The sequence below is a fragment of the Achromobacter sp. NFACC18-2 genome (genome assembly GCF_900108985.1).
Classification (GTDB): domain Bacteria; phylum Pseudomonadota; class Gammaproteobacteria; order Burkholderiales; family Burkholderiaceae_B; genus Achromobacter.
The window spans coordinates 24,422-48,348 of the sequence record NZ_FNYM01000023.1; the positions used below are offsets into that span (position 1 = coordinate 24,422).

The following is a 23,927-nucleotide window of genomic DNA, read 5'->3' on the forward strand; positions in this document are numbered from 1 at the left end:
GCCAACGTTCAGGCAAAGGGGATCCCCCGCCCGCGCCGCAGAATCAAGCCTCCCCCCACCGATCACCAAGGAGCCGATCTATGAGCAAGATTTCTCTCGTCACGGGTTCAAGCCGGGGCCTGGGCCGCAACGCCGCCCTGGCCATCGCCCGCAAGGGCGACGACGTCGTCATCACCTACCAGAGCCGCGAGGCGCAAGCCCAGGAGGTCGTCGCCGAGATCGAGCGGCTCGGCCGCAAGGCCGTGGCGCTGCAGCTCGACGCGGGCAATGTCGCCGCCTTTCCCGACTTCGTGGCGCGCCTGAAGGCCGCGCTGGCCCAAACCTGGCGGCGCGACACCTTCGATCACCTCGTCAACAATGCCGGGCACGGCGACATGGCGCCGATCGCCGACATGAGCGTGCAGGCCTTCGACAAGCTGATCGACGTGCATTTCAAGGGCGTGTTCTTCCTGACCCAGAGCCTGCTGCCGCTGCTGGCCGACGGCGGCCGCATCGTGAACCTGTCCAGCGGCCTGACGCGCGTGTCGGCGCCAGGCTGGGCGGCGTATGCCGCGGCCAAGGGCGCGGTCGAGGTACTGACGGTCTACATGGCCAAGGAACTCGGCCCGCGCAGGATCGCCGTTAACGCCGTTGCGCCCGGCGCCATCGAGACCGACTTCCTGGGCGGCGCCGTGCGCGACACGCCCGAATTCAACCGCGCCTTTGCGGACATGACCGCGCTGGGCCGCGTCGGTGTGGCCGACGACATCGGGCCGATGATCGCCAGCCTGCTGTCCAAAGACAACCGGTGGGTCAACGCCCAGCGCATCGAAGTGTCCGGCGGGCAAGGCATCTGACGCCTGCCGGCCGCGGACGGGCCGCGCCGTGCGGCCCGCCATCCCCCCCCCTGCGAAGGCATGCGCCTCTTAAGCGCTGCTGATGTTGACCATCGCCGCTCCTTATATTCACGCCGCCGCCAGGCGCTCGGGCGAAAGTCTCGTCTGCCGCACCCCAGAGTGCTGGCGACATGGAATCTATCGGTCAATCTACATTCAAGTAGGGGAAAAATATGAACATGAATCGCCGCGCCATGCTGGTGCGCACCGCCGCGCTCGCAGGCGCAAGCGCCCTGGGCTTCCCGATGATCGGCCGCGCCGCGGGCGCGTCCTACACCTACGGCGGCTCCGCGTGGCTGGGCCATTACTCCGCCTACATCGCGCTGAAGACGGGGCTCTTCGCCAAGCAGGGCCTGGACATCAAGTGGCAGAGTTTCGCCACGTCGTCGGACCGCATGAGCGCGGTGATGGCGGGCAACATCGACCTGGCCGGCACCGGCGTGGTGTCCTCGCTGGCGCTGATGGCGGCGGGTGCGCGCCAGTTCCAGGTCATCGCCACCCCGAACAACTTCGGCCGCGCCGAGGGCGTGCTGGTGCGCGACGACGTCAAGTCGGTCGCCGACCTGAAGGGCAAGAAGATCGGCGTCACGTATGCATCCAGCGCCCATGTGCTGCTGCTGGACGTCCTGCGCCAGGCGGGCATGAACCCGGACCGCGACGTGTCCATCATCAACCTGCCGGCCACCAACCTGCTGTCGGCCTACCAGGGCGGCCAGATCGACGCGGCCGTGGCCTGGACGCCGGCCTTCGACCGCATCAAGGCCGTGCCGGGCACCCGCGTCCTGCTGGACGACACCGCGTTCTCGCTCTACAAGCAATACGCCATCACCCCCGGCCCCGACGTGCTGCTGACCCATGCGAAGCTGGGCAAGGAAAATCCGGAAGCGGTGCGCAAGTTCCTGGCGGCGGTGTTCCAGGCCAACGCCATGCTGAGCAACCAGCCCGAGGAAGCCGCCGCGGTGCTGCTGGAACTGACCGGCCTGTCCAAGGACGAGCAGCTTGCCGTCATCAAGCAGACGCAGTGGTACTCGGCCGAAGACCAGAAAGCATTGATGGTGGAACCGGGCAACTTCGTCAACGGCATGCAGAAGCTGGCCGACATGCTGGTGTCGCTCAAGCAGATCGACCGCGCGCCCGCCGTCAGGGACTGGGTCCAGTCCTCGTACCTCTGAACCCCGGACAGCCTGCCTATGTCCTCGCGTTCGTCTTCACGGGAAACACGCCTGCTCTGGGTCAGCGTGTTTTCCCTGCTCAGCTTTCTCTTGCTGTGGGAAGGCCTGTGCCGCGCCGGCGCGGTCGATCCCATTTTCCTGCCCGCGCCGTCCCAGGTCCTGGCGCGGGCGCTGTCCATGTCGGACCAGGGCACGCTGTTCTACAACGTGCTGGCCTCGACGCGCCGGGTCATGGTCGGGTTCCTGGCCGCGGTGATGGTCGCCATCCCGCTGGGCATCCTGCTCGGCACGTCGAAGGTGGCGCGCGCGGTCTTCGACCCCATCATTTCGTTCCTGCGCCCGCTGCCGTCCATGAGCTGGATTCCGCTGTCGCTGTTGTGGTTCGGGATCACCGAAACGCAGAAGTACAGCATCGTGTTCATGGGTTCGTTCGTGCCCGCCCTGCTGTATGTGATGGAGGCCTCGCGCAGCATCGATCCAGTGCTGGTGCGCGCGGCGCGCAACCTGGGCGCCAATCGCTGGCAGGTCATGCGCGAGGTGCTCTTCCCGGGCTGTCTGCCGCAGATCCTGTCGGGCATGAAGATCATCCTGGGCCTGTCCTGGACCTGCGTCATCTCCGCCGAGCTGGTGGCCTCCAAGGAAGGCCTGGGCTTCATGATCATGAACGGCAAGGAATTCTTCCAGACCGACACCGTGGTGCTGGGCATGGTGCTGATCAGTTTCACCGTGCTGGTGACCGATCTGTGTTTGCGGCTTCTTGAACGATGGGTGCTGGCATGGCAGCGATGAACGACACGATGATCCGGCTGACGGATGTCTCCAAGGCCTACGGCGAGGTGACCGTGCTGGACAAGGTCAACCTCGAGGTCAAGCGCGGGGAGTTCCTGGTCCTGCTGGGCGCCTCGGGCTGCGGCAAGTCGACGCTGCTGAACCTGATGGCGGGCTTCATCACGCCCAACACGGGGTCGGTGGAAATCAACGGCAAACAGGTCACCGACGTGACCGCCGCCTGCGGCATGGTGTTCCAGCAGTACGCGCTGTTTCCGTGGCGCACGGTGCAGGAAAACGTGGAATTCGGCCTGAAGATGCGCGGCATGTCGCGCCAGGAACGCGCGCCGATCGCCCGCAAGTTCATCGAGATGGTGGGCCTGAAGCATGCGGCGGACAAATATCCGCACGCGCTGTCGGGCGGGATGAAGCAGCGCGTGTCCATCGCGCGCGTGCTGGCCAACGACCCGGACGTGATGCTGTTCGACGAGCCCTTCGCCGCGCTGGACGCCATGACGCGGCAGGTGCTGCAGGACCAGCTGCTGTCCATCTACGAGCAGAGCGGCAAGACCATCGTTTTCATCACGCACTCCATCGACGAGGCGCTGACCCTGTCCACGCGCATGGCGGTCATGGGTTCCAAGCCGGGACGCATCGTGCAGGACATCCAGAACGACCTGCCGCATCCGCGCAGCGCCGACGTGCAGTTGTCGCCGCGTTTCGTGGACCTGAAGCGCGCGATCTGGGAACGCGTGCAGGAAGAGGTCACGCGCAGCATGGAGCTGACCGCCGACTAGGCGCGCCCCGCTCGGCGTGCCCCACTAGTTGCGCCCCGCTCGGCGCGCCCCACTAAACCCGGCGGCCTTCCTCGGCCAGGAATTCCACCAGCGCGGGCAGGGACGGGTCCATCGGCCGGTTGGCGTGGATGCGCATCACATACCCCCACGACCCGGCCATGCGCAGGTGCGGCACCAGCGGCACCAGCCGGCCGCTCGCCAGGTCTTCGTCGATCAGCGGGGCGCGGCCCAGCGCGATGCCCACGCCCGCCGCGGCGGCGGCCACCACGGTGCTCAGCCCGCTCAGCACCATCGGATCCTGCCAGTCGGCATCGGCCAGGCCCAGCCTGGGGCTCCAGGTGCGCCAGTCGGTCTCCGGGCTGTCGATGTGTTTCTCTTCCAGCCAGCGGTGGCGCAGGAACACGCGCGGATCATTCCGGTCGGCCTCGGCGACCAGCGCCGGGCTGCAGACCGGCACGACCGTCTCGGTCATGAGCGGGATGTCGCCGGGCTCGGCGGTGTGCGGCCCCCGCGCCCGCACGTGCAGGAAGGCCAGATCGATGTCCTGGGTTTTCCAGGCCGGATCCTGGCTGGCGTGCAGATAGACCTGGATGTCGATGTCCGGATGCAATTCGATGAAGCGGCCGATGCGCGGCGCGAGCCACAGCGCGGCCAGCGACGGGTTGGCGGACACATTCAGCGTGTAGCGGCGCTTGCCGCGCGCGGAGGCCCGGACGTTGCGGCAGGCGGTTTCCAAAAGGGTCAAGGCCTGTTGTACGGAAGCCAGCAGGGCGGCCCCGGCTTCGGTGGTCTGCGCCCGGCGCACCGTGCCGCCGCGCAGCAACAGCGGCGTCCCCAGATCCGCCTCCAGCGCGCGCAACTGATGGCTGACGGCGCTTTTCGTGACGTTCAGCTCCGCGGCGGCGCGGCTCAGGCTTCCCAATCGGGCGACGGCTTCGAACGCGCGCAAGGCGGCAAGGGGCGGAGTGCGGTGGGGGGTGTCGGGCATCGGTTGAGTTTATCTCAACCCAAGATTGAAAAATCATCGCTTTCGCGCGCGCGCCGGATCGGGGACCATGCAGGCTCTGGATGGAGTAATGGCTATGTATTTCGATTCGAGGCTGTGGCGCCTGACCGAGGGTCTGCGCGCCGGCATGGCGGGCGGCATATTCCTGGGTCTGTTGGCCCTGGCGGCCGGCATTGCGCGCTACGTGTTCCTGGGACAGTTGCTCGCGCGCGTGTTCGACGGCGCGCCCTGGCAGGACTGGATGGCGCCCGCGCTGTGCGTGGCGGCCATGGTGCTGTTGCGCGCGTTCTTCGACGACTGGCGCACGGTGCAGGCCAATCGCACGTCCGCCGCCATCCAGCACACGCTGCGGGCGCGGCTGTACGACCGCATCGTCGCGCTGGGGCCGGCGTGGTTCGCCAACCAGCGCACGGGCGGCGTCATGCTCACCGTGGTGGACGGCGTGGAGCAGTTGCAGACCTTCTTCGGGCAATACCTGCCGCAAGTGGCCATTGCCGCGGCCGCGCCCTTCGCCATCTTCGCGGTCATTGCGTTCTGGGACGTGCCGACCGCGCTGGTCTTGCTGGCCGCGGCGCTTTTTGCGCTGTTCGGGCCGATGGCGGTGCACATGCTGGACCGGCGCGCCAGCCTGGCGCGCACGCGGTCGCTCAATGATTTCGGCGAAGAATTCCTGGACGCCGTGCAGGGCCTGCCCACCCTCAAGTCCTATGGCCAGGGCAAGGCCTGGGGCCAGCGGCTGGCCGCCCGCGCGCGCGCCTTGTCGGACAACACGTTCTGGGTGCTGTCGGTCAGCCTGCTGACACGCGGCATCAGCGACCTGGGCGTGGCGCTGGGCGCAGCGCTGGCCTTGACGCTGGGCGCCTGGCGCGTGGCCTCGGGCGACATGAGCATCGAGGCGCTGCTGATCGTGCTGATGGCGGGAACCGAAATCTTCCGCCCGCTGCGCGACCTGCGCGCGGTGCTGCACCGGGGCATGCTGGGGCAGTCGGCCGCCGCCAGCATCCACGCGCTGATGGATGCGCAGCCGCTGACGCCCGCGCCGGATGCGCGCGCCGCGCAATCGGCTCCCGCCCGTCTCGCGCCGACCATCGCGTTCGACGGCGTCACCTTCTCGTACACGCCCGAGCGGCGCGCCCACCAGGGCCTGGACTTGCACATCGCGGCGGGCGAGCGGGTCGGCATCGTCGGACCCAGCGGCGCGGGCAAGTCCACCATCGTGCGGCTGCTGCTGCGCGAATGCGTGCCGCAGGCGGGGACCGTGCGCGTCGGCGGGCACGACATCAACACGCTGGACACGCAGGCGCTGCTGTCGCACATTGCGCTGGTCAGCCAGGACATCACCCTGTTCCACGGCACCATCGACGACAACCTGCGCCTGGGTCGGCCGGACGCCACCCATGAACAGGTGCGCGCCGCCGCGCGCGCCGCCAACATCGATGACTTCATCATGGCGCTGCCCGAGGGCTACGCCACGCGCATCGGCGAACGCGGCCTGCAACTGTCGGGCGGGCAGCGCCAGCGCGTGGCCATCGCCCGCGCCCTGCTGCGCGATGCGCCCATCCTGATCCTGGACGAGGCGCTGTCGTCCGTGGACACCGAAAACGAAGCGCTGATCCAGCAGGCGCTGGACCGCCTCATGGCGGGCCGCACGACGCTGATCCTGGCGCACCGGCTGGCCAGCGTGATCGGCGCCGACCGCATCCTGGTGCTGGACCAGGGCCGCGTGGCCGAAGCCGGTCCGCATGCCGACCTGATGCGCCAGGGCGGGCTGTACTACCGCCTGATGCACGAGCAGGCCGCGGCGCACCGCAATCCGGCCGCCGGGCAGCCCGCGGCGGCGCCGCGGCCGGACGCCACGGCCACGCCCGTCGGCGACGGCGGCCAGGGCCCTGCCCTGCGCCCGCTGGACGCCGACGCCGGCCAGGTCGGCTGGCGCGCCACGCTGGGCACCCTGCTGTCGGTGGTGCGGCCCTGGCGCGGCACGCTCATCGCAACCATTCTGCTGGGCGTGGCGCGCGTGGCCGCGTTCATCGGCGTGGGCGTGTTCAGCGCGCTGATCGTCGCGGCCATCCGCGACGGCCGCGACACGTCCGCCTTGATCGCGGGCCTGCTGATCGCGGCGCCGCTGGCCGCGCTCTTTCATTGGCTGGAATCCTGGCTGGCGCACGCCATGGCCTATCAGTTGCTGGCCGACATGCGCGTCAAGCTCTACGACAAGCTGGAGCGGCTGGCGCCCGCGTATCTGCTGCAGCGCCGCTCGGGCGACCTGGTCGCGCTGGCCACGCAGGACGTGGAGATGGTGGAGTATTTCTACGCGCACACCATCGCGCCCGCCATCGTGTCGGTGCTGGTGCCGCTGTCCGTGCTGGGATTCCTGGGCGTCTACAGCTGGCCCGTGGCGCTGGCGCTGCTGCCGTTCCTGGCTTATGCGCTCGTCTCTCCGGTGCGCGGCCGGCGCCGCGTCGACGCCCTGGGCGACAAGGCGCGCGGGGCCCTGGGCGACATGAGCGCCCACACCACCGACACCATCCAGGGCCTGGCCGACCTGACCGCCTTCCAGGCCACCGGCCGCCGCCGCGACCAGTTCCTGAAGGTCGCCGACCAGTACCGCGCGCGACGCCTGGAGATCCTGCGCGACCTGTCGCGCCAGACCGCCTGGTTCGAGACCGCGATGGGCCTGGGCGGCTTGGCCGTGGCCGTCGTGGGCGCCCTGCAGGTGCAGGCGGGCGCGCTGGCCGCCGGCATGCTGCCCTTGCTGGTGCTGATCGCCCTGGCGACGTTCCTGCCGGTGTCGGAGATATCGCAGGTCAGCCGGCAACTGGCCGACACCATCGCGGCCACGCGCCGCCTGCACGTGGTGGCCAACGAACCCGAGCCGGTCGTGGACGGCCCCCTGCCCGCCCCGGTCGCCGCGAACGGCCTGTCGCTCGCGTTCGAGCATGTCAGCTTCGCCTACCCGGGCAAGACCGAGGACACGCTGCGCGACCTCAGCTTCTCGGCGCCCGCCGGCGCCACGGTCGCCATCGTGGGCGCCTCGGGGGCCGGCAAGAGCACGGTCGCCAGCCTGCTGCTGCGCTTCTGGGATCCGCGCGCGGGCACCGTCAAGCTGGACGGCATGGACGTGCGCCAGCTCAAGCTGGACGGCCTGCGCGAGCGCGTGGCGTTGGTGACGCAGGACACCTACCTCTTTAACGACACGCTGGAAGGCAACATCCGGCTGGCGCGCCCCGAGGCCAGCCCCGAGGACCTGGCGCGCGCGCTGGAACAGGCGGCGCTGACGGACTTCGTCAAGAGCCTGCCCGACGGCCTGGCGACGCGCGTGGGCGAACGCGGCATGCAGCTTTCGGGCGGCCAGCGCCAGCGCATTTCGATTGCGCGGGCCTTCCTGAAGAACGCGCCCGTGCTGATCCTGGACGAAGCCACGTCGCATCTGGACACCCTGTCCGAGATGCAGGTGCGCGGCGCGCTCGACGTCTTGATGCGCCACCGCACCACGCTCGTCATCGCGCACCGCCTGTCCACCATCCGCGACGCCGACCTGATCCTGGTGCTGGACCGCGGCACGCTGGCGGAGGCCGGCACGCACGACCAGTTGCTGCGCAGGCAAGGCGTGTATGCGCGCCTGGCCAGCCATCAAGGCGGCTACGCATCCGCGGGCGCGGCCTCGTTGCGCGGCTAGCCGCGTTGAAAAAAACCGACAGCGCCCGCCGTCGCCCGCGCAAGGCCCGTTGATTCGCCCGGACCGCTTCGCTAGAATCGGCAGTTCGGGCCTTCGCCCTTCTTTTTTTCCCCTCACCCACCGACAGGGAGGCTGCATGATGTACCCCATGCCGAACGCCGTCCCGCGCGTGTCCCCGCGACGCCATTAAGTCGTCGCCCGCGCGGCTTCCTCGCCAGTTCCCTATCTGGCGACGGGTCCGCCGCGCCCATCTGAACCCTTGAACGCAGTTGCCGACGCCAGACAGGCGTGCGGCATGTTTTCCCTCCTTTCTTACAAGGAACCTGGCGCGTCTCCTGGCGCCGGGCCATGCCAATGGCTAGAAAAAAAATCGACTTTCGAGGACAGGCCTTCAAGGATGTCCTGGGCTTTACCTTCCGTTATTGGGGCCGGCAACCCCTGCGCATCGCGCTCATCGTGGCGCTGGCGCTGCTGTCCGCCGTGGCCGACGTGCTGACCCCGATGTACGCCGGCCGCCTGGTCGACGCGGTGGCGTCGGGCGCGGCCGGCGACACGCTGGCGTGGGACGCCGCCATCGCGGCCTTCTGGCTGCTGGTCGCGCTGGGCGTGGGCGGCACCTTGCTGCGCCAGGCCGTGTTCCAGAACATCATCACGTTCACCTTGAAGATGATGAACGGCATCGCCTCCCATGCCTTCTACCGCGTGCAGCGCTTTTCGACCGACTGGCATGCCAACAGCTTCGCCGGCTCCACGGTGCGCAAGATCACGCGCGGCATGTGGGCGGTGGACCTCCTGAACGACACGCTGCTGGTGGCGCTGCTGCCGTCCGTCGTCATGCTGGTGGGCGCCACCGCCCTGCTGGGCGCGTACTGGCCCCTGATGGGACTGGTGGTGGGCCTGGGCTCGGTGCTGTATATCGCCGTCACGACGGCCCTGTCGCTGGCTTACGTCGCGCCCGCCGCAAGGCTGGGCAATGCCTGGGACACGCGCATGGGCGGCGCGCTGGCCGATGCCGTGAGCTGCAACGCCGTGGTCAAGGCCTTTGGCGCGGAGACGCGCGAAGAGGCCCGTCTGGAGCGCGTGATCGACAAGTGGCGCCGGCGCACGCGCCGCACCTGGATCCGGGGCACGCTCAACGGCGGCATCCAGGGCGCGATGCTGGTGGCCATGCAGGCGGCCATCCTGGGCGCATCGCTGCTGCTGTGGTCGCGCAACCAGGCCAGCGTGGGCGACATCACGTTCACGCTGACCATGTTCTTCGTCCTGCAAGGCTATCTGCGCGACGTGGGCATGCACATCCGCAACCTGCAGCGCTCGGTCAACGACATGGAGGAACTGGTGTCGCTGGAAAAGCAGCCGCTGGGCGTGGAGGACCGGCCGGGCGCGGGCGACATCGCGGTGACGGCGGGCGAGATCCGTTTCGAGGACGTGACGTTCCGCTATGGCGCGCACGAGACGGCGCTGTACGAGCGGTTCTCGGCGCGGATCGCGCCGGGCGAACGGGTGGGTCTGGTGGGCCACTCGGGATCGGGCAAGACGACATTCATCAAGCTCATCCAGCGCCTGTACGACGTGAACGGCGGCCGCATCACCATCGACGGACAGGACATCGCGCAGGTGAAGCAGGCGTCGTTGCGCAGCCAGATTGCCATCGTGCAGCAGGAGCCGGTGCTGTTTCACCGGACGCTGGCGGAGAACATCGCCTATGCCCGGCCCGGCGCCACGCAGGCGCAGATCGAGCAGGCGGCCCGGCTGGCCAGCGCGCACGACTTCATCGTGGCGCTGCCCAAGGGCTACGACACGCTGGTGGGCGAACGCGGCGTGAAGCTGTCGGGCGGCGAACGCCAGCGCGTGGCGATCGCGCGGGCATTCCTGGCCGACGCGCCGATCCTGATCCTGGACGAAGCCACCTCCAGCCTGGACAGCGAAAGCGAAGTCCTGATCCAGCGCGCGATGGACCGCCTGATGCAAGGCCGCACGACGCTGGTCGTGGCGCACCGCCTGTCGACGGTCCGGGCGCTGGACCGCCTGCTGGTGATGGACCATGGCCGCGTCATCGAAGAAGGCAGCCACGACGCGCTGATCCGGCTGAAGGGCGGCCTGTACCGGCGCCTGTTCGAGCGCCAGGCGCTGGAGCTGACCAAGGGCCTGGACCCTGCCGACCTGCTGGAAGACGGGGCCGCGGCCCCGCCTGACAGGACACAGGTGGAGGACGCCTCGTCTTATGCCTTCGGCAAGTGAAGCCGGCGCGGCAAGCGCAAAATGCCGGGCGCAAGCGGCAGCCGCTCTCCGGTGTTGCACTGTCCAATTTGCGGGGCAAGGTCAGAGGCCTTCGGGCTCTACTTCGGGCTCTAGCTTCTGACCTTCCAAGTTCCGAGGGTCAATGCATACGCGCCAGGCCTTTTTTGCGCCGCGCAGGCTTGCTTCAGGCCGGACGGTTGGCGAAGGTCAGGCGCAGCCCGAAGCCGATCAGCGCGGTGCCGAACACCATGCCCTGGATCTTCTGCGCACGCGGGCTGGCCGCCATCCAGCGGCCCACCGCGCCGCCTGCCAGCGCGCACAACACGTCGAAGGTCAGGCCCAGGCCGACGAGGATGACGCCCAGCACTGCGAACTGCTGGCCGATCGGTCCCTGCCCAGGCGACACGAATTGCGGCAGGAGCACCGAGCAGAACAGCAGCGCCTTGGGATTGAGCACGTTGGTCAGCACCCCGCTCATCAGCGCCGCCCCCCAGCCCGCATGCCGCGCCGCGCCCTCGCCCACCACGGCCGGCGCCGCGGGCGGCGCGCGCAGCAGGCGCACGCCCAGCCACACCAGGTAGCAGCCCCCCACCGTGCGCGCGGCGTCGAAGGCCCAGGGATGGGTCTTGAAGAGGGCCGCCAGCCCCAGCGCCGCCAGCGTCACGTGTGCCGCACGCGCGATCGCCAACCCCGCGGCCACGGCCAGGGCCTGGCCGCGGCCGCGCAACAGGCCGGTTTCCAGCAGCAGGATCATGTCCGGCCCCGGCACCACGTAGACAATCAGCAAGGCTCCCAGAAACAACGCCATATCGGCCATGACCGCGCTCCCACGCAATATTTCAATGGCGGGATTCTAGGAAAAAGGGGCTGGCATGTGCTTGCTATTACTGCTAACTCAATTACCATTTCTGGCATATCAAGCCAATCCTTTCCCACTTAATAGACATTCATGCCAAACCGCCAGCTTGACGCCTACGACCGCCGAATTCTGGAGGCCCTGCAGAAGAACGGCCGGCTTACGAATGTGGAACTGGCCGAGCAGATCGGCCTGTCGCCATCGCCCTGCCTGCGGCGGGTGCGAATGTTGGAAGAAGCCGGCGTCATCCAGGGCTACGAAGCGCGGCTGGATCCGCACGAGGTCGGGCTGGGACTGACGGTGTTCGTGGGCGTGAAGGTCGAGCGCCACCACGAGCGGGACGCCGAGCTGTTCCGCCAGGAGGTCAGCGCGCTGCCGGAAGTGATCGCCGCCCACCTCGTGTCAGGCGAGTCCGACTTCCTGTTGCAGGTGGTGGTGCCGGACCTGCGGGGGTACGAGCATTTCCTGCTGCATACCTTGCTGAAGCTGCCGGGGGTGAAAGACATCCGCAGCAACTTCGCGATCCAGACCGTCAAGCCCCAAAGCCCGCTGCCGCTGGACCACCTGGGCCGATAAGGCCGGCCTTCAAGGCATGGCCGCCGCCGCCCGGTCCACCGCCGCGCTACGCCGGTCGAAGCGGGCCTGCGACATCGCCAGGTAGCGCTCGACGATGGCCGGCTCCGAGGTCTTGGGCGTGCCGCCGGGAAACGGCGGCTTCGGGTCATATTCGATCTGTAGCTGGATGAGCTTGGCCACGTCTTCGCCGCACAGCGCCGCCACCACCTTCAGGCCCATGTCGATGCCCGAGGTCACGCCGCCCGCCGTGAACACATTGCCGTCCACGCACAGGCGCTCATCGCTCGGCGTCGCCCCGAAGCGGGCCAGCAGTTCGCGCGCGCGCCAATGGCTGGACGCCCGCTTGCCCCGCAGCAGCCCGGCCGCCCCCAGCAGCAGCGACCCCGTGCAGATACCGAACAGGTATTTCGCGCCCAGCCCCTGGCGGCGCGTGAAAGCCACCCAGTCCGGGTCGACGATGGCGTCGTCCGTGCCGGGGCCTCCCGGCACGACGAGCAGGTCGCAAGGCGGGGCGGACGCCAGCGTCTGGGTGGGCACGAAACGCAGCCCCCGGTCGCAGCGCACCGGCTCCGCCGTTTTTGCGACAAAGTCCACGGTAAAGCCCGGCGCGTTCGCCAGCACCTCGTAGGGTCCGGTCATGTCGAGCTGGGTCAATCCTTCGAACAAGACGAAATTCACATGCATGACGATGCTCCGTTGAAAACGCCAGCGTCCAGCATAGGCGAGCGCGGCCCCAAGCACACGGCGCATTGCGCGGGGCCGGCCCCGTGCTACCCCGCCAATCCCACCGACATCCCCCCGCACACGTAAAGCACCTGCCCCGTCACGAACCCGGCCCGCGGGTCCAGGAACATCGCCACCGTGTGCGCTACCTCGTCCGGCCGGCCGACGCGGCGCATCGGAATCGAAGCTTCCAGCGCCACCGTCCTGGGCTCGCCCGGCGGATTGGACTGATTGAAGAGTTCGGTCGCGACCGGCCCCGGCGCCACGGTATTCACCGTGATGCCGTCGCCCGCCAGTTCCAGCGCCCAGGTCCGGGTCATGCCCGCCAGCCCGGCCTTGGATGCGCCATACACGGAGCGGCCACCCTTGCCCAGCGCAGCCCGGCTGCCGATGTTCACGACGCGCCCGTATTTCGCCTGGCGCATGCCGGGCAGCAACGCCTGCAACAGCAGGATGGGCGCCACGAGGTTCAGCGCCATCGTCCGCGCCAGCGCTTCCTGCGTGATGTCCTCGATGTTGGCGACCTGGATCATCCCGGCGTTGTTGACCAGGTTCAACACGGGCTGCTGCGCCGCGAGTTCGCGCGCGGCGGCGGTCGTCGCCGCCGCATCGCCCAGGTCGACCGAGCGGAACGTTTCGCCGCGCAGCAACGCCTCGGGCGCCGTGCGGCTGAAGTTGACGACCTGATAGCCGTCTTCGACGAGCCGCGCGACGATGGCGCGGCCGATGCCCCGGCTGCCGCCGGTGACGAGAGCGATGGGCGTGTTCATTGCGCTTTGATCCCCTGGTCCTTGATGAGTCCGCCCCATTTCTTGCGCTCGGTGGTTTCGAACGCGGCAAGGTCCGCGCCAAACAGCGTGCCGGGCTTGGCGCCCATGGTGGCGAAGCTGGCGGCGATGGCCGGCGTCTGCAGCCCGCTGCGGGCGGCGGCGATCAGTTGCTCGACGACCGGCGCGGGCGTATTGCGCGGCGCGTACAGGGCGAACCAGGCAGTAACGTCGAAGCCCGGCAGGCCGGATTCCGCGACGGTGGGCAGGTCGGGCACCGACGGATCGCGCGCGGCCGAGGTCACGGCCACGCCGCGCACCAGGTTGCCGTCCTTGATCTGCGCCAGCGCGCCAGGCAGGTTGTCGAACAGCAGGTCGACCTGCCCGCCCGCCACCGCCGGCAGCGACGCCGATGAGCCCTTGAAGGGCACGTGCAGCATCGTCACCCCGGCCATGGCCTCGAAGTAGGCCCCCGTCAGGTGCACCGACGACCCGATGCCGGGCGATGCGTAGGTCAGCTTCTTGTCCTTGGACTGCTTGGCCGCTTTGATCACGTCCGCGACCGATTTGTAGGGCGATTTCGCGCTGACGGCGATGACGTTGGGCGTGGTCGATACCAGCGCGATGGGAACCAGGTCGCGCTCGGGATCGAAGGGCATGTTGCCGTACAGAAACTGGTTGATGGTCTGCGTGCCGATCGTGCCCAGCCCCAGCGTGTAGCCGTCGGGCTTGGCGCGCGCCACGTAGGCCATGCCGATGTTGCCGCCCGCGCCGGGCTTGTTCTCGACCAGCACGGTCTGTTTCAGGCCGGGTTGCAGCGCGTTGGCGATGGCCCGGCCGAAGAGGTCGGCGCCGCCGCCCGGCGGATACGGCACGACGACCGTCACCGGGTGGTCGGGATACCCCGCCGCGTGGGCGGCGGGCAGCGCCAGAACGGCCAGCGCGGCGAAGGCGATGCGCCAGCCGGCGCGCGGATGCTGCGGTTGCGTCATGGTCTTGTCTCCTATCGAACCCGCTGAATGCGGATTTCTTTTATGGGGCTTTCTTTTATGGGGTATTTCTTTAAAGTACGTAAATACGTACTATGCTCACAAGCGCATCCATAAGAACATACAAAACCGACAGGAGACAAGCAGATGAAACGCTGGACGCAACGCCCCGAAGGTTCCACGTGGGGCGACTTCGGCCCGGACGACGAACTCGGCCGCCTGAACCTGCTGACCGAGGAAAAGGTGCTGCAGGCGGTGCGCGAAGTCCGCGCCGGCAAGGTCTTCTGCCTGTCGCTGCCGCTGGATCTTCCCGGCGGCAACGTGCTCAATCCCCGCCGCCACGCGCCCACGCTCAAGCCCACCTTCCGCGAAGGCACGCCCTACCTGAACTTCGCCATGTCGCAGGTGCAGCCCGAGGCCATCGACGTGCTGTCGGACGACCAGGTCACGCTTTCCATGCAGTACTCCACGCAATGGGACGGCCTGTGCCACGTGGGTGCGATGTTCGACATCCAGGGCGACGGGCAGGCGCGCCGCGTCTATTACAACGGCTACGCGGCGGGCGTCGATGTGTTCGGCGGCGCGGATACGGACAACGCGGTGGATGCCTGCTGCCCGCCGGGCGGGTCGTATGCGCGCAAGCTCAGCGTCAGCCGCTACGCCGAAAAAGGCATGCAGGGACGCGGCGTGCTGGTCGATCTGGCGCGCGCCTTCGGCCCGGGACGCACGGTGGTGGGCCACGACCAGTTGCAGGCCGCGATGCGGGAGCAGGACGCCGTGCCCGAAGCCGGCGACATGCTGGTGCTGCGCACGGGCTTTGCCGAAGCCGTCGTGGCCATGGGGGGCAAGCCCGACCCGCACCGCCTCGAAGAGACGGGCGCGGTGCTGGACGGCGCCGACCCGGCGCTGCTGGACTGGATCACGCAATCGGGCATTGCCGCGATCTGCGCCGACAACTATGCGGTGGAGTCCTATCCGGCGCGCACGTCCGGCCCCGGCCATTCCATCCTGCCGCTGCATCATCACTGCCTTTTCAAGCTGGGCGTGCCGCTCGCCGAGCTGTGGTATCTGAAGGACCTGGCCGGCTGGCTGCACGAACACGGCCGCAGCCGGTTCCTGCTGACCGCCCCGCCCTTGCGCATGCCCGGCGCGGTGGGGTCGCCCGTGACGCCCATCGCCACGGTGTAAGCCATGCCCCTGCCGTACTCGACGTTTTCCGAACACCTGGACGCGCTGGCCGCCCGCCAGCCCGGCGCCGCCGCGCTGATCGACCAGGACCAGCCCATTTCCGTCGCAAACCTGCGCGCGCGCAGCCGGGCGCTGGCCGCGGGCCTGGCCCGCCTCGGCGTGCAGCCCGGCCATCGCGTGGCCGTCTGGCTGCCCAATTGCGCGGCATGGGTCGAATCCTTTCTGGCATGCGCGCACCTGGGCGCGCTGGTGCTGGCCGTCAACACGCGTTTTCGCGCGCTGGAAGTGGCCGACATCCTGGGCCGCGGCCGGGCCGACTGGCTGGTGTACTGGCCTGGCTTCAAGGGCATCGACTTCCAGGGCATCCTGGACGGGGTGGCGCCCGAGGACCTGGCGCGGCTGCAGGGCGCGGTCGCCCTGTCCGGCGCGAACGAGCTCTCTCCCGCCGCCGTGCACGGCAAGCCCGTGCACCGGTATGACGCCCTGCTGGCCTGCGCCGACCCGGCCCCCGCCGCGCAAGGCAACGCGGGCGTGCTGTGCTTCACCACGTCCGGCACCACGTCCAAGCCCAAGTTTGTGCTGCACGATCAAAAGACCCTGCTGCGGCACGGCGCGATGGTGGCGCGGGCCTTCGGCTACGGCGACGACGCCTGCGTGCTGGCCAGCGCGCCATTCTGCGGCGCCTTCGGCTTTGCGACGCTGGTGGGCGGCCTGGCGCGCGGCGTGCCCGTCGTCTGCGCGCCCGTGTTCGATGCGGCGCAATCGGCCCAGGCCGCCGCCCGCCACGCCGTCACCCACACCTATGCAAACAACGAAGCCCTGGTCGGCATGATGCAGGCCGCCGCGCCCGGCGCGTTCTCCCGCGCGCAGTTGTTCGGTTTTGCCAGCTTCACGCCCGCGCTGGACAATCTGCTGGACCTGGCGGGCGAGGCGGGGGTGCCGCTGACGGGCCTGTACGGCTCCAGCGAACTGATCGCGCTGGTGGCCGGCCAACCGCGCGATCCCGCCGAGGGCGACGTGTCGGCCCGCCACCAGCCCGGCGGCACGCTGATCTACCCCGATGCCCGCGTGCGGGCCCGCGATCCCGAAACCGGCCAGATCCTGCCGCATGGCCAGTCCGGCGAAATCGAGATCCGCTCGCCCAGCCTGATGCGAGGCTACCTGGACAATCCCGAGGCCACCCGGGCGGCCCTCACGGACGACGGCTATTTCAAGACCGGCGACCTGGGCTATACGCTGACCGAGCGCCAGTTCGTGTTCCAGACCCGGATGGGAGACTCGCTGCGGCTGTCGGGCTTTCTGGTCAATCCGGTCGAAATCGAACAGGTCGTCGAGACGCTGCCGGGCGTGCGCGCCTGCCAGGTGGTCGGCGCGACGCGCCAGGGCCGGATCGTGCCCTACGCCTTCGTCCTGCTGCACGCGGGTGCGCAGGCGGACCCCGCCGGCTGGACGGCCGCCTGCAAGGCGGCGATGGCGGGATTCAAGGCGCCCGCGGGCTTTACCGTGCTGGAGGCCTTTCCGTCGGTCGAGAGCGCCAATTCGGTCAAGATCCAGAAGCACCGCCTGCGCGAGATGGCAGACGCCATACTCTCGGATTGCGCTTCGTAGCCCCACGCCTCGCCATGACCGCCCGCAAGCTTTTCTCGCACAGCCCCCAGCCTCTCTACCTGCAGGCCGCGGCGCTGTTTCGCAGCCATATCCAGAACCGCACCTGGCGCCCCGGACAGCAGATCCCGCCGCTGGAATCGCTGATGCAGACCTACGGCATCTCGCGCGCGACCATCCGCCAGGCATTCGGCCTGCTGGAAGAAGACGGCCTGATCCGGCGCTCGCGCGGCTCGGGCACCTTCGTCAACGCCGAGCTGCCGGAAACGCCGACCCTGCTCATCCCCAAGACCTGGGCCGAAACCGTCGAACTGAGCAACCAGCTCGGCACGGTGTCGCTGGTGGAGTCCAGCGCCGATTCGCCGCTGCCCGACACGCTGGGCATGCCTTGCCAGGCGGACCGCAGCGGCAGCTTCCAGTACCTGCGCCGCGTCCACACCACCGACGCCGGGCCGTTCTGCTATAGCGAGGTCTTCCTCGAAAGCGGCCTGTTTCGCAAGCATCGCGCCCGCATCCGCAAGAGCACCGTGGCGCCGGTGCTCGACCAGTTCTACGGCGCGCGCATCTCCGAGGCGCGCCAGGTTCTCAACGTGATCGAAGCGGGCCAGGAGTCGGCCGAATCGCTGCAGATTCCGGTGTCCTCGCCCGTGGCCGAGCTGCGCCGCTACGCCTGCATCGACGGCCGCGTGGTGTATTTCGCGCGGCTGGAATTCCCGTTCCGCAAAGTGCGCATGGAATTCGACCTGCTCGGCAGCCGCTGAGCGCATTGCCCACCCCACCAAGGAGACGATCGCCACCCCACGCCATCACCGCCGTCCGACCCCACATGGCGCATCCTCAAAACAGAACAAGCGCCCGCAACATCCGAAAAGAATCCGGCATACAGGGAGACAACCATGAGACATGCCGACAGGACCCGGATTTCATTGCAGTGCCGCAGCACGATCGCCCGATTGTTCGCCACCGCGGCGTTCGCCGCCTCGGCCGGTGCGCAAGCGCAGGCCCAGGCGCCCTCGCCCGCCATTTCTGACGACGTGGTCCGGCTTGGCCTGATCCTGGACATGAGCGGCGTCTACGCCGACGTGACAGGCAAGGGCAGCGCCACCGCCGCCGAAATGGCGATCGCCGACTTCGGCGGCAGCGTGCTGGGCAAAAAGGTGGACTTGCTGGTGGTGGACCACCAGAACAAGGCCGACATCGCCGCCGCCAAGGCGCGCGAGTGGTTCGACACCCAGAAGGTGGACGCCATCATGGACGTGGCGGCTTCCGCGCCCGCGCTGGCGGTGCTGGAAGTGGCGCGGGAAAAGAAAAAGATCGTGGTCTTCAGCGGCCCCGGCACCGAGCGCATCACCAACGACCTGTGCTCGCCGTATTCCGTGCACTACACCTACGACACCTGGTCGCTGGCCAACACCACCGCGCGCGCCACCGTCGAGCAAGGCGGCAAGAGCTGGTACTTCTTGACGGCCGACTACGCCTTCGGCCACACGCTGCAGGCATCGGCCACGGAGGTCGTGAAAGCCAACGGCGGCACGGTCTTGGGCGCATCCCGGCATCCGCTGGGGTCGGCCGACTTCGCCTCGTACCTGCTGCAGGCCCAGGCGAGCAAGGCGCAGATCGTGGGGCTGGCCAACGCGGGGGGCGATACGGTCAACGCCATCAAGGCGGCCAGCGAATTCGGGCTGACCAAGGGCGGACAGAAGATGGCCGGCCTGCTCCTGTACATCAACGACATCCACGCCATCGGCCTGGACGCGGCGGCGGGGCTGACGCTGACGGAAGCCTTCTACTGGGACATGAACGACCAGACCCGGGCCTGGTCGAAGCGCTACTACGACAAGCTCAAGAAAATGCCCAACATGAGCCAGGCCGGCACGTATTCGTCCGTGATGCACTATCTGAAGGCGGTGCAGGCGGCGGGCACGGATGAGCCCACCGCGGTCATGAAGCAGATGAAGGCCACGCCCATCAACGACTTCTTCGCCACCAATGGCCGCATCCGCGAAGACGGCCGCATGGTCCATGACATGTACCTGTTCGAGGTCAAGAAGCCGTCGGAATCGAAGGGGCCGTGGGACTACTACAAGCTGGTGGCAACGCTGCCGGGCGACCAGGCCTTCATGCCGCTGTCCCGGTCCACCTGCCCGCTGGTCAAGAAGTAGCGCGCGCAGCACGGGGCGCCTGCGACCAAGCGGCGTGGCCGGACCGGCGTATTCTTGCGGGGTGAACGACACCCCCAAGGAAACCCGCATGACCACGCCCGCTTCGCGCCCCATCGCCGCCACCATCGCCGCCGTTGTGCGCGACGGCCACGTGCTGCTGGTGCGCCGCGCCAACCCGCCCGACCAGGACCGCTGGGCATTCCCGGGCGGCAAGATCGACGCGGGAGAAAGCCTGCAGGCCGCCGCCGCGCGGGAATTGCGGGAAGAAACCGGTGTGACGGCCGAACCGCTGCACGTCTTTGACGCCGTCGACGTGTTCGACCGCGACGAGGCGGGCGCCCTGCGCCGCCACTTCATCCTGATTGCGGTGCTGTGCCGCTGGCAATCCGGCGAACCGGTCGCGGGCGACGATGCGCGCGATGCGCGCTGGGTGCCCCTGGCCGACCTGGACGCCCATGCGCTGGCGACGAGCTTCGGCGTGGCGGAACTGGCGCACAAGGCGGCGGACCTGATGAGGGAAAGCCTGCCAGGGGAATGACGCACTATCAGTGCCAAGCTGCCAAAGCATCACTTGGCGTCGCCCGAGCTCTCAACCGGACTCAACGCCCGCCGCGCCGCCGATTCTCTGGCGCACGCCCCGGGCGCAACGCCCAGCGGTGGGCATTGGCCAGCAATTGCACCTGCACCTCTGGCGGATAATCTTCCACCGTCGTAAAGGCCGGCACCGCCTTGCCCGGTTGCCCGGCCTCTCGGATGATGCGCGGCCAACGGGGACGCCAGCACAGCAGCAGCGATGCCCAGTGCGACAGACCGAGGATGACGAAGGCCGGCGAGATCAGCAGGCAACCCAGCCATACGACAGGGCCGCTGTTGCGCAGGAATGGCCCCAGGGCGTCGAACTGCGCGGTGAAGGCCGGCCACGGCAAAGGCAGTTGCGAGCTGATGCGCGGTTTCTCGACAGCCGGGACGCCGCCCTCGTCCATGTAGCGCCGGATGAATTCCCATTCGGATTGTAGGTCCGATAGACGACTGCTTTGCCTGCCAATGAAGACCAAGGTGGGAAAGGGCAAGTCTGTGCTGTCACCGGGATACCAGCCCATCACCAGGCTCAGCCCTGCCACTTCTTCGGTCTGAACGCCCTCCCAAGGCAAGACAAGGATGCCGCCGCAACTTGGCGGTCTATGGAGAAAGACTTGGCGCGTGATTCGGTTGAAGCGGATGAGTTGATGGCGGGAGGTAAGCGCTTCAAGCCGAGTTATACGAAGGGCGTATTTGTAATAAAGCCAGAGCAGGACGACAGTACCCACCGTTGTTACCAAGGAGAACACAACGATGCCGATACCCCAAGCTTTATACCCGTCTGGCTCGGCCACCACAGACCACAAGACAGGTGCGTCAAAATCAATCCACATCCCGACTAGAAAATACAAAAAAATCGATGAACAGAGCGTAATCAAGCCGCGCTTGTCCTCCATGCCGCCACACCGCATCTCCAGGTAAGTGTCGTTGCATGCATAGACAGGTCCCATGGATCGGGCATGCTTGAACCGCTTTGCCGCCTGGCGCGCCCGGTCTTCCACGATGCTGTCCACATAGGCGGGCTGGATGATTGGCGTCGCCGGATTCTTAAACTCATCCAGGTTCTTCCTGAACCAGGAATCGGATTTCAGGCAACTTAACCACATGATCCACTCTGCGACGTACATCAGATAACCTCCGACAAGGCGCCATGCAGCGGCTCGCCGCCGGCGACGGCGCCAACGGCGAAGGAAAAGCGCGGATCGGATTGGGCGTGCACGCGGCGCTCCTGCAGCGGCGGCCCTGTGCGTCAGCATCCGCGTCCGGGCCATGTGGGGAATGAGCATCCACTGCCGCGCGCGGGCGTACGCGATATTCGCCTCTGACAGCACTGGACGTCCAAGAACTTGGGTCCAGATCGTGCATGCCAGATTCCGCCGCGTACATAAGAAGGTTCTTATTTACGCTTGCGATACTGATGGACAGGCGCCGGGTAGCGCCGACCCGGTATCGGCCCTCGCCATCTTGCCTGGCCGTCCGCGCCGCGTAACGAAACCGCCGGGACGATGCGTTAAGGTGTAGCCCCACACCCCTTGTCACATCATTCCTGGAGTACCGAATGACCGGATTGTTCATCGTGGTGGCGGCGCTGGCGTTTCTGATGCTGGCGGCGTATCGAGGCTATAGCGTGATCCTGTGCGCGCCCATTGCAGCCATGGGCGCGGTGCTGCTGACGGACCCGTCGGCGCTGGCGCCCGTGTTCTCGGGCATCTTCATGGAGCGCATGGCGGGCTTTGCCAAGCTCTATTTCCCCGTGTTCCTGCTGGGCGCCGTGTTCGGCAAGCTCATCGAGCTGTCGGGCTTTTCGCGCGCCATCGTGCGGGCCGTGCTGCGCCTGATCGGCGCCGAGCGCGCGATCGTCGCCATCGTGCTGGTATGCGCGGTGCTGACCTATGGCGGCGTGTCGCTGTTCGTCGTGGTGTTCGCGGTATACCCGTTTGCCGCGGAGATGTTCCGCCAGGGCGGCATTCCCAAGCGCCTGATGCCGGGCGCGATTGCGCTGGGCGCCTTCACCTTCACCATGACGGCGCTGCCCGGCACGCCCCAGATCCAGAACATCATCCCCACGACGTTCTTCGAGACCACGACCTGGGCCGCTCCCTGGCTGGGCCTGATCGGTTCGGCGTTCACGCTGTGCGCCGGCATCGCCTACCTGGAATGGCGCCGCAAGCGCGCCGCCGCAGCCGGCGAAACCTACGGCACGGACCTGCGCAACGAGCCCGCGACGCCGACCGGCGAACGCGACCATCATCCGTTGATCGCGCTGCTGCCGCTGGTGGTGGTGGGCGTGATGAACTTCCTGCTGACGCGCTGGATCCCGGGGTGGTATCCGGCGGGCTCCGAAGTCGTCCTGCCCGGCCTGCCCAAGCCCCTGCCTGTCAACGCGGACGAACAGGTGGCGCTGTGGGCCGTCATGGGCGCGTTGATCGCGGGGATCGTCACCATCCTGCTGTTTTCGTTCCGGGCCATCAAGTCGCATTTCGCCGAAGGCAGCAAAAGCGCCGTGTCGGGCGCGCTGCTGGCCTCCATGAACACCGCGGCCGAGTACGGTTTCGGCGGCGTCATCGCGGCGCTGCCGGGCTTTCTGCTGGTGGCCCAGGCCTTGAAGGCCATCCCCGATCCACTGGTGGGCGAAGCGGTGGCGGTGACGACGCTGGCCGGCATCACGGGTTCGGCCTCGGGCGGCATGAGCATCGCGCTGGCCGCGATGTCGCAGACCTTCATCGACGGCGCGCTGGCGGCCGGCATTCCCATGGAGGTGCTGCACCGCGTGGCCGCCATGGCGAGCGGCGGGATGGACACGCTGCCGCACAACGGGGCGGTCATCACGCTGCTGGCCGTCACTGGCCTGACGCACCGCCAGTCCTACGGCGACATCTTCGCCATCACGCTGATATCGACCCTGTCGGTGTTCGTGGTGATCGGCGTCTTCTACCTGACCGGCATCGTCTGATCGAAAGCGGCGGCGAAGACGCCCGCCAGCCACTGCGTGAAGACACGCACCCGCGCCGACACCTGCCGGTTCTGGGGATACAGCACCGATACCGGCATGGGCGCGGGCGGCGCGTGGGGCAGCACGATCCGCAGATGCCCCGCCGCCAGTTCGCGCTCGATCCGGTAGCGCGGCACCTGCGCCAGTCCCAGCCCCGCCAGCGCGGCGCTGGTGTAGAGTTCGGCGCCCGTCACGCTGACGACGGAACGCGGGCGCACCTGCACGCTGCGGCCCTCCACCATGAAATCCAGCGGCACGGCGCGGCCCGTGGCGCTGGACACGTAATCCACGGCCCGGTGCCGCTCCAGCTCCTGCAGGCTGGCGGGCACGCCATGGCGCGCCAGGTAGGCGGGACTGGCCACCGTCACCTGCGGCATCTGGGCGATTTGCCGGCCGGCCAGGGTGGAATCCTGCAGGACGCCCGCGCGCAGCACGCAATCCACGCCTTCCCGGACCAGGTCCACCAGCCGGTCGTCTTCGCCCAGGTGCAGCACGATGTCGGGATAGCGCTGCAGGAAGTCCGGCAGGCCCGGCATCACGAAGAACCGGGCAAGCGTGCCCTGCGCGTTGACCCGCAACAGGCCCTTGGGCGCGGTGTCGAGAAAGGCGCCGTCGGCTTCTTCCAGGTCGGCCAGCAGGCGCACGCAGCGCTGGTAATGCGCCTCGCCGTCGTGCGTCAGGCGCACCTGCCGCGTCGTGCGATCGAGCAGGCGCGCGCCCAGCCGGGCCTCCATGCGCTTGATCAGGTTGGTCACCGTGGCCCGCGGAATGCGCAGGTCCTCCGACGCCTTGGAAAAACTGCCGCGCTCCGCGATGCGCACGAACACCTGCATTTCCTGGAAGCGATCCATGCCTATTGCCGCCCGTTGTCCATGGTCTTTGGTCTGTAATCTGAGGTGTGGGGCCTGAGATCCGGAGCCGTAGATCCGGGGTCTGAGATCCGGGGTCTGAG

20 protein-coding genes are annotated in these 23,927 nt (G+C 68.1%); 13 read left to right on the forward strand and 7 right to left on the reverse strand.

The window, feature by feature from the left end; all coding sequences use genetic code 11:
* The first annotated feature begins 80 nt into the window (after positions 1-80).
* The 4 genes from BMW75_RS26555 (at position 81) to BMW75_RS26570 (ending at position 3,612) form a co-directional block, all read left to right on the forward strand.
* Complete coding sequence (locus BMW75_RS26555) at positions 81-836, forward strand: SDR family NAD(P)-dependent oxidoreductase (protein WP_092582533.1); 756 nt, start codon at positions 81-83, stop codon at positions 834-836.
* Between the two features lie 212 nt (positions 837-1,048).
* Positions 1,049-2,047 (forward strand): aliphatic sulfonate ABC transporter substrate-binding protein, encoded by a 999-nt coding sequence (locus BMW75_RS26560; protein ID WP_175493275.1) that lies wholly within the window; start codon positions 1,049-1,051, stop codon positions 2,045-2,047.
* 18 nt (positions 2,048-2,065) lie between these two features.
* The gene (locus tag BMW75_RS26565; RefSeq protein WP_076521480.1) at positions 2,066-2,836 is read left to right on the forward strand and encodes an ABC transporter permease; all 771 of its coding nucleotides are present in this window, start codon (positions 2,066-2,068) and stop codon (positions 2,834-2,836) included.
* On the forward strand, positions 2,824-3,612 hold the full coding sequence (locus tag BMW75_RS26570) for an ABC transporter ATP-binding protein (RefSeq protein WP_175493276.1): 789 nt from the start codon (positions 2,824-2,826) through the stop codon (positions 3,610-3,612). The genes BMW75_RS26565 and BMW75_RS26570 overlap by 13 nt, the downstream gene beginning before the upstream one ends.
* Before the next feature lie 52 nt (positions 3,613-3,664).
* On the opposite strand, the gene BMW75_RS26575 is transcribed toward BMW75_RS26570, so the two are convergent.
* Positions 3,665-4,600, reverse strand: coding sequence for a LysR substrate-binding domain-containing protein (locus tag BMW75_RS26575; RefSeq protein WP_092582535.1), 936 nt, complete (start codon positions 4,598-4,600; stop codon positions 3,665-3,667).
* A gap of 94 nt (positions 4,601-4,694) precedes the next feature.
* On the opposite strand from BMW75_RS26575, the gene BMW75_RS26580 reads away from it, so the two are divergent.
* Together BMW75_RS26580 and BMW75_RS26585 are read left to right on the forward strand one after the other, a co-directional pair.
* Positions 4,695-8,297, forward strand: a complete 3,603-nt coding sequence (locus BMW75_RS26580) for an ABC transporter ATP-binding protein/permease (protein ID WP_092582536.1) — start codon at positions 4,695-4,697, stop codon at positions 8,295-8,297.
* 354 nt (positions 8,298-8,651) lie between these two features.
* Positions 8,652-10,538 carry an ABC transporter ATP-binding protein gene (locus BMW75_RS26585; RefSeq protein WP_092582537.1) on the forward strand — a complete coding sequence of 629 codons (1,887 nt, stop codon included), beginning with the start codon at positions 8,652-8,654 and terminating at the stop codon, positions 10,536-10,538.
* A 184-nt stretch (positions 10,539-10,722) separates the two neighbouring features.
* Here the strand turns inward: BMW75_RS26585 and BMW75_RS26590 are convergent, their stop codons facing one another.
* Complete coding sequence (locus BMW75_RS26590; RefSeq protein ID WP_092582538.1) at positions 10,723-11,355, reverse strand: LysE family translocator; 633 nt, start codon at positions 11,353-11,355, stop codon at positions 10,723-10,725.
* 132 nt (positions 11,356-11,487) lie between these two features.
* Between BMW75_RS26590 and BMW75_RS26595 the strand changes: the two genes are divergently transcribed.
* Complete coding sequence (locus BMW75_RS26595; protein ID WP_092582539.1) at positions 11,488-11,970, forward strand: Lrp/AsnC family transcriptional regulator; 483 nt, start codon at positions 11,488-11,490, stop codon at positions 11,968-11,970.
* Between the two features lie 9 nt (positions 11,971-11,979).
* Here the strand turns inward: BMW75_RS26595 and BMW75_RS26600 are convergent, their stop codons facing one another.
* The 3 genes from BMW75_RS26600 to BMW75_RS26610 all read right to left on the reverse strand — a co-directional run bounded on the left by BMW75_RS26600 (position 11,980) and on the right by BMW75_RS26610 (position 14,452).
* Positions 11,980-12,654 (reverse strand): DJ-1/PfpI family protein, encoded by a 675-nt coding sequence (locus BMW75_RS26600; RefSeq protein WP_092582540.1) that lies wholly within the window; start codon positions 12,652-12,654, stop codon positions 11,980-11,982.
* 86 nt (positions 12,655-12,740) lie between these two features.
* Entirely contained in the window at positions 12,741-13,463 is a 723-nt protein-coding gene (locus BMW75_RS26605) for an SDR family NAD(P)-dependent oxidoreductase (protein ID WP_092582541.1), read from the reverse strand.
* Positions 13,460-14,452 (reverse strand): Bug family tripartite tricarboxylate transporter substrate binding protein, encoded by a 993-nt coding sequence (locus BMW75_RS26610; RefSeq protein ID WP_076521491.1) that lies wholly within the window; start codon positions 14,450-14,452, stop codon positions 13,460-13,462. Before BMW75_RS26610 ends, BMW75_RS26605 begins: the two co-directional genes overlap by 4 nt.
* Positions 14,453-14,596: 144 nt before the next feature.
* On the opposite strand from BMW75_RS26610, the gene BMW75_RS26615 reads away from it, so the two are divergent.
* The 5 genes from BMW75_RS26615 (at position 14,597) to BMW75_RS26635 (ending at position 19,942) form a co-directional block, all read left to right on the forward strand.
* The gene (locus tag BMW75_RS26615; protein ID WP_092582542.1) at positions 14,597-15,637 is read left to right on the forward strand and encodes a cyclase family protein; all 1,041 of its coding nucleotides are present in this window, start codon (positions 14,597-14,599) and stop codon (positions 15,635-15,637) included.
* 3 nt (positions 15,638-15,640) lie between these two features.
* Positions 15,641-17,245 (forward strand): AMP-binding protein, encoded by a 1,605-nt coding sequence (locus tag BMW75_RS26620; protein ID WP_092582543.1) that lies wholly within the window; start codon positions 15,641-15,643, stop codon positions 17,243-17,245.
* Between the two features lie 14 nt (positions 17,246-17,259).
* A complete protein-coding gene (locus BMW75_RS26625; RefSeq protein ID WP_076521494.1) occupies positions 17,260-18,003 on the forward strand; it encodes a GntR family transcriptional regulator in 744 nt (247 codons plus the stop codon).
* Positions 18,004-18,138: 135 nt separating this feature from the next.
* Positions 18,139-19,404 (forward strand): ABC transporter substrate-binding protein, encoded by a 1,266-nt coding sequence (locus BMW75_RS26630; protein ID WP_092582544.1) that lies wholly within the window; start codon positions 18,139-18,141, stop codon positions 19,402-19,404.
* A gap of 88 nt (positions 19,405-19,492) precedes the next feature.
* Entirely contained in the window at positions 19,493-19,942 is a 450-nt protein-coding gene (locus BMW75_RS26635) for an NUDIX hydrolase (RefSeq protein ID WP_092582545.1), read from the forward strand.
* Positions 19,943-20,003: 61 nt separating this feature from the next.
* On the opposite strand, the gene BMW75_RS26640 is transcribed toward BMW75_RS26635, so the two are convergent.
* Positions 20,004-21,110 carry a hypothetical protein gene (locus BMW75_RS26640; protein WP_092582546.1) on the reverse strand — a complete coding sequence of 369 codons (1,107 nt, stop codon included), beginning with the start codon at positions 21,108-21,110 and terminating at the stop codon, positions 20,004-20,006.
* A 431-nt stretch (positions 21,111-21,541) separates the two neighbouring features.
* On the opposite strand from BMW75_RS26640, the gene BMW75_RS26645 reads away from it, so the two are divergent.
* Positions 21,542-22,936 carry a GntP family permease gene (locus tag BMW75_RS26645; RefSeq protein WP_076521501.1) on the forward strand — a complete coding sequence of 465 codons (1,395 nt, stop codon included), beginning with the start codon at positions 21,542-21,544 and terminating at the stop codon, positions 22,934-22,936.
* Here the strand turns inward: BMW75_RS26645 and BMW75_RS26650 are convergent.
* Complete coding sequence (locus BMW75_RS26650; RefSeq protein ID WP_092582547.1) at positions 22,915-23,826, reverse strand: LysR family transcriptional regulator; 912 nt, start codon at positions 23,824-23,826, stop codon at positions 22,915-22,917. The two genes, BMW75_RS26645 and BMW75_RS26650, sit on opposite strands and share 22 nt — an antisense overlap.
* Positions 23,827-23,927 lie beyond the last annotated feature (101 nt).

Coding starts and splice junctions, on each gene's coding strand:
- BMW75_RS26580 (WP_092582536.1), top strand. CDS start 4,695: ATGTATTTCGATTCGAGGCTGTGGCGCCTGACCGAGGGTCTGCGCGCC.
- BMW75_RS26645 (WP_076521501.1), top strand. CDS start 21,542: ATGACCGGATTGTTCATCGTGGTGGCGGCGCTGGCGTTTCTGATGCTG.
- BMW75_RS26630 (WP_092582544.1), top strand. CDS start 18,139: ATGAGACATGCCGACAGGACCCGGATTTCATTGCAGTGCCGCAGCACG.
- BMW75_RS26620 (WP_092582543.1), top strand. CDS start 15,641: ATGCCCCTGCCGTACTCGACGTTTTCCGAACACCTGGACGCGCTGGCC.
- BMW75_RS26560 (WP_175493275.1), top strand. CDS start 1,049: ATGAACATGAATCGCCGCGCCATGCTGGTGCGCACCGCCGCGCTCGCA.
- BMW75_RS26575 (WP_092582535.1), bottom strand. CDS start 4,600: ATGCCCGACACCCCCCACCGCACTCCGCCCCTTGCCGCCTTGCGCGCG.
- BMW75_RS26595 (WP_092582539.1), top strand. CDS start 11,488: ATGCCAAACCGCCAGCTTGACGCCTACGACCGCCGAATTCTGGAGGCC.
- BMW75_RS26635 (WP_092582545.1), top strand. CDS start 19,493: ATGACCACGCCCGCTTCGCGCCCCATCGCCGCCACCATCGCCGCCGTT.
- BMW75_RS26640 (WP_092582546.1), bottom strand. CDS start 21,110: ATGTACGTCGCAGAGTGGATCATGTGGTTAAGTTGCCTGAAATCCGAT.
- BMW75_RS26600 (WP_092582540.1), bottom strand. CDS start 12,654: ATGCATGTGAATTTCGTCTTGTTCGAAGGATTGACCCAGCTCGACATG.
- BMW75_RS26585 (WP_092582537.1), top strand. CDS start 8,652: ATGGCTAGAAAAAAAATCGACTTTCGAGGACAGGCCTTCAAGGATGTC.
- BMW75_RS26625 (WP_076521494.1), top strand. CDS start 17,260: ATGACCGCCCGCAAGCTTTTCTCGCACAGCCCCCAGCCTCTCTACCTG.
- BMW75_RS26610 (WP_076521491.1), bottom strand. CDS start 14,452: ATGACGCAACCGCAGCATCCGCGCGCCGGCTGGCGCATCGCCTTCGCC.
- BMW75_RS26605 (WP_092582541.1), bottom strand. CDS start 13,463: ATGAACACGCCCATCGCTCTCGTCACCGGCGGCAGCCGGGGCATCGGC.
- BMW75_RS26590 (WP_092582538.1), bottom strand. CDS start 11,355: ATGGCCGATATGGCGTTGTTTCTGGGAGCCTTGCTGATTGTCTACGTG.
- BMW75_RS26650 (WP_092582547.1), bottom strand. CDS start 23,826: ATGGATCGCTTCCAGGAAATGCAGGTGTTCGTGCGCATCGCGGAGCGC.
- BMW75_RS26555 (WP_092582533.1), top strand. CDS start 81: ATGAGCAAGATTTCTCTCGTCACGGGTTCAAGCCGGGGCCTGGGCCGC.
- BMW75_RS26570 (WP_175493276.1), top strand. CDS start 2,824: ATGGCAGCGATGAACGACACGATGATCCGGCTGACGGATGTCTCCAAG.
- BMW75_RS26565 (WP_076521480.1), top strand. CDS start 2,066: ATGTCCTCGCGTTCGTCTTCACGGGAAACACGCCTGCTCTGGGTCAGC.
- BMW75_RS26615 (WP_092582542.1), top strand. CDS start 14,597: ATGAAACGCTGGACGCAACGCCCCGAAGGTTCCACGTGGGGCGACTTC.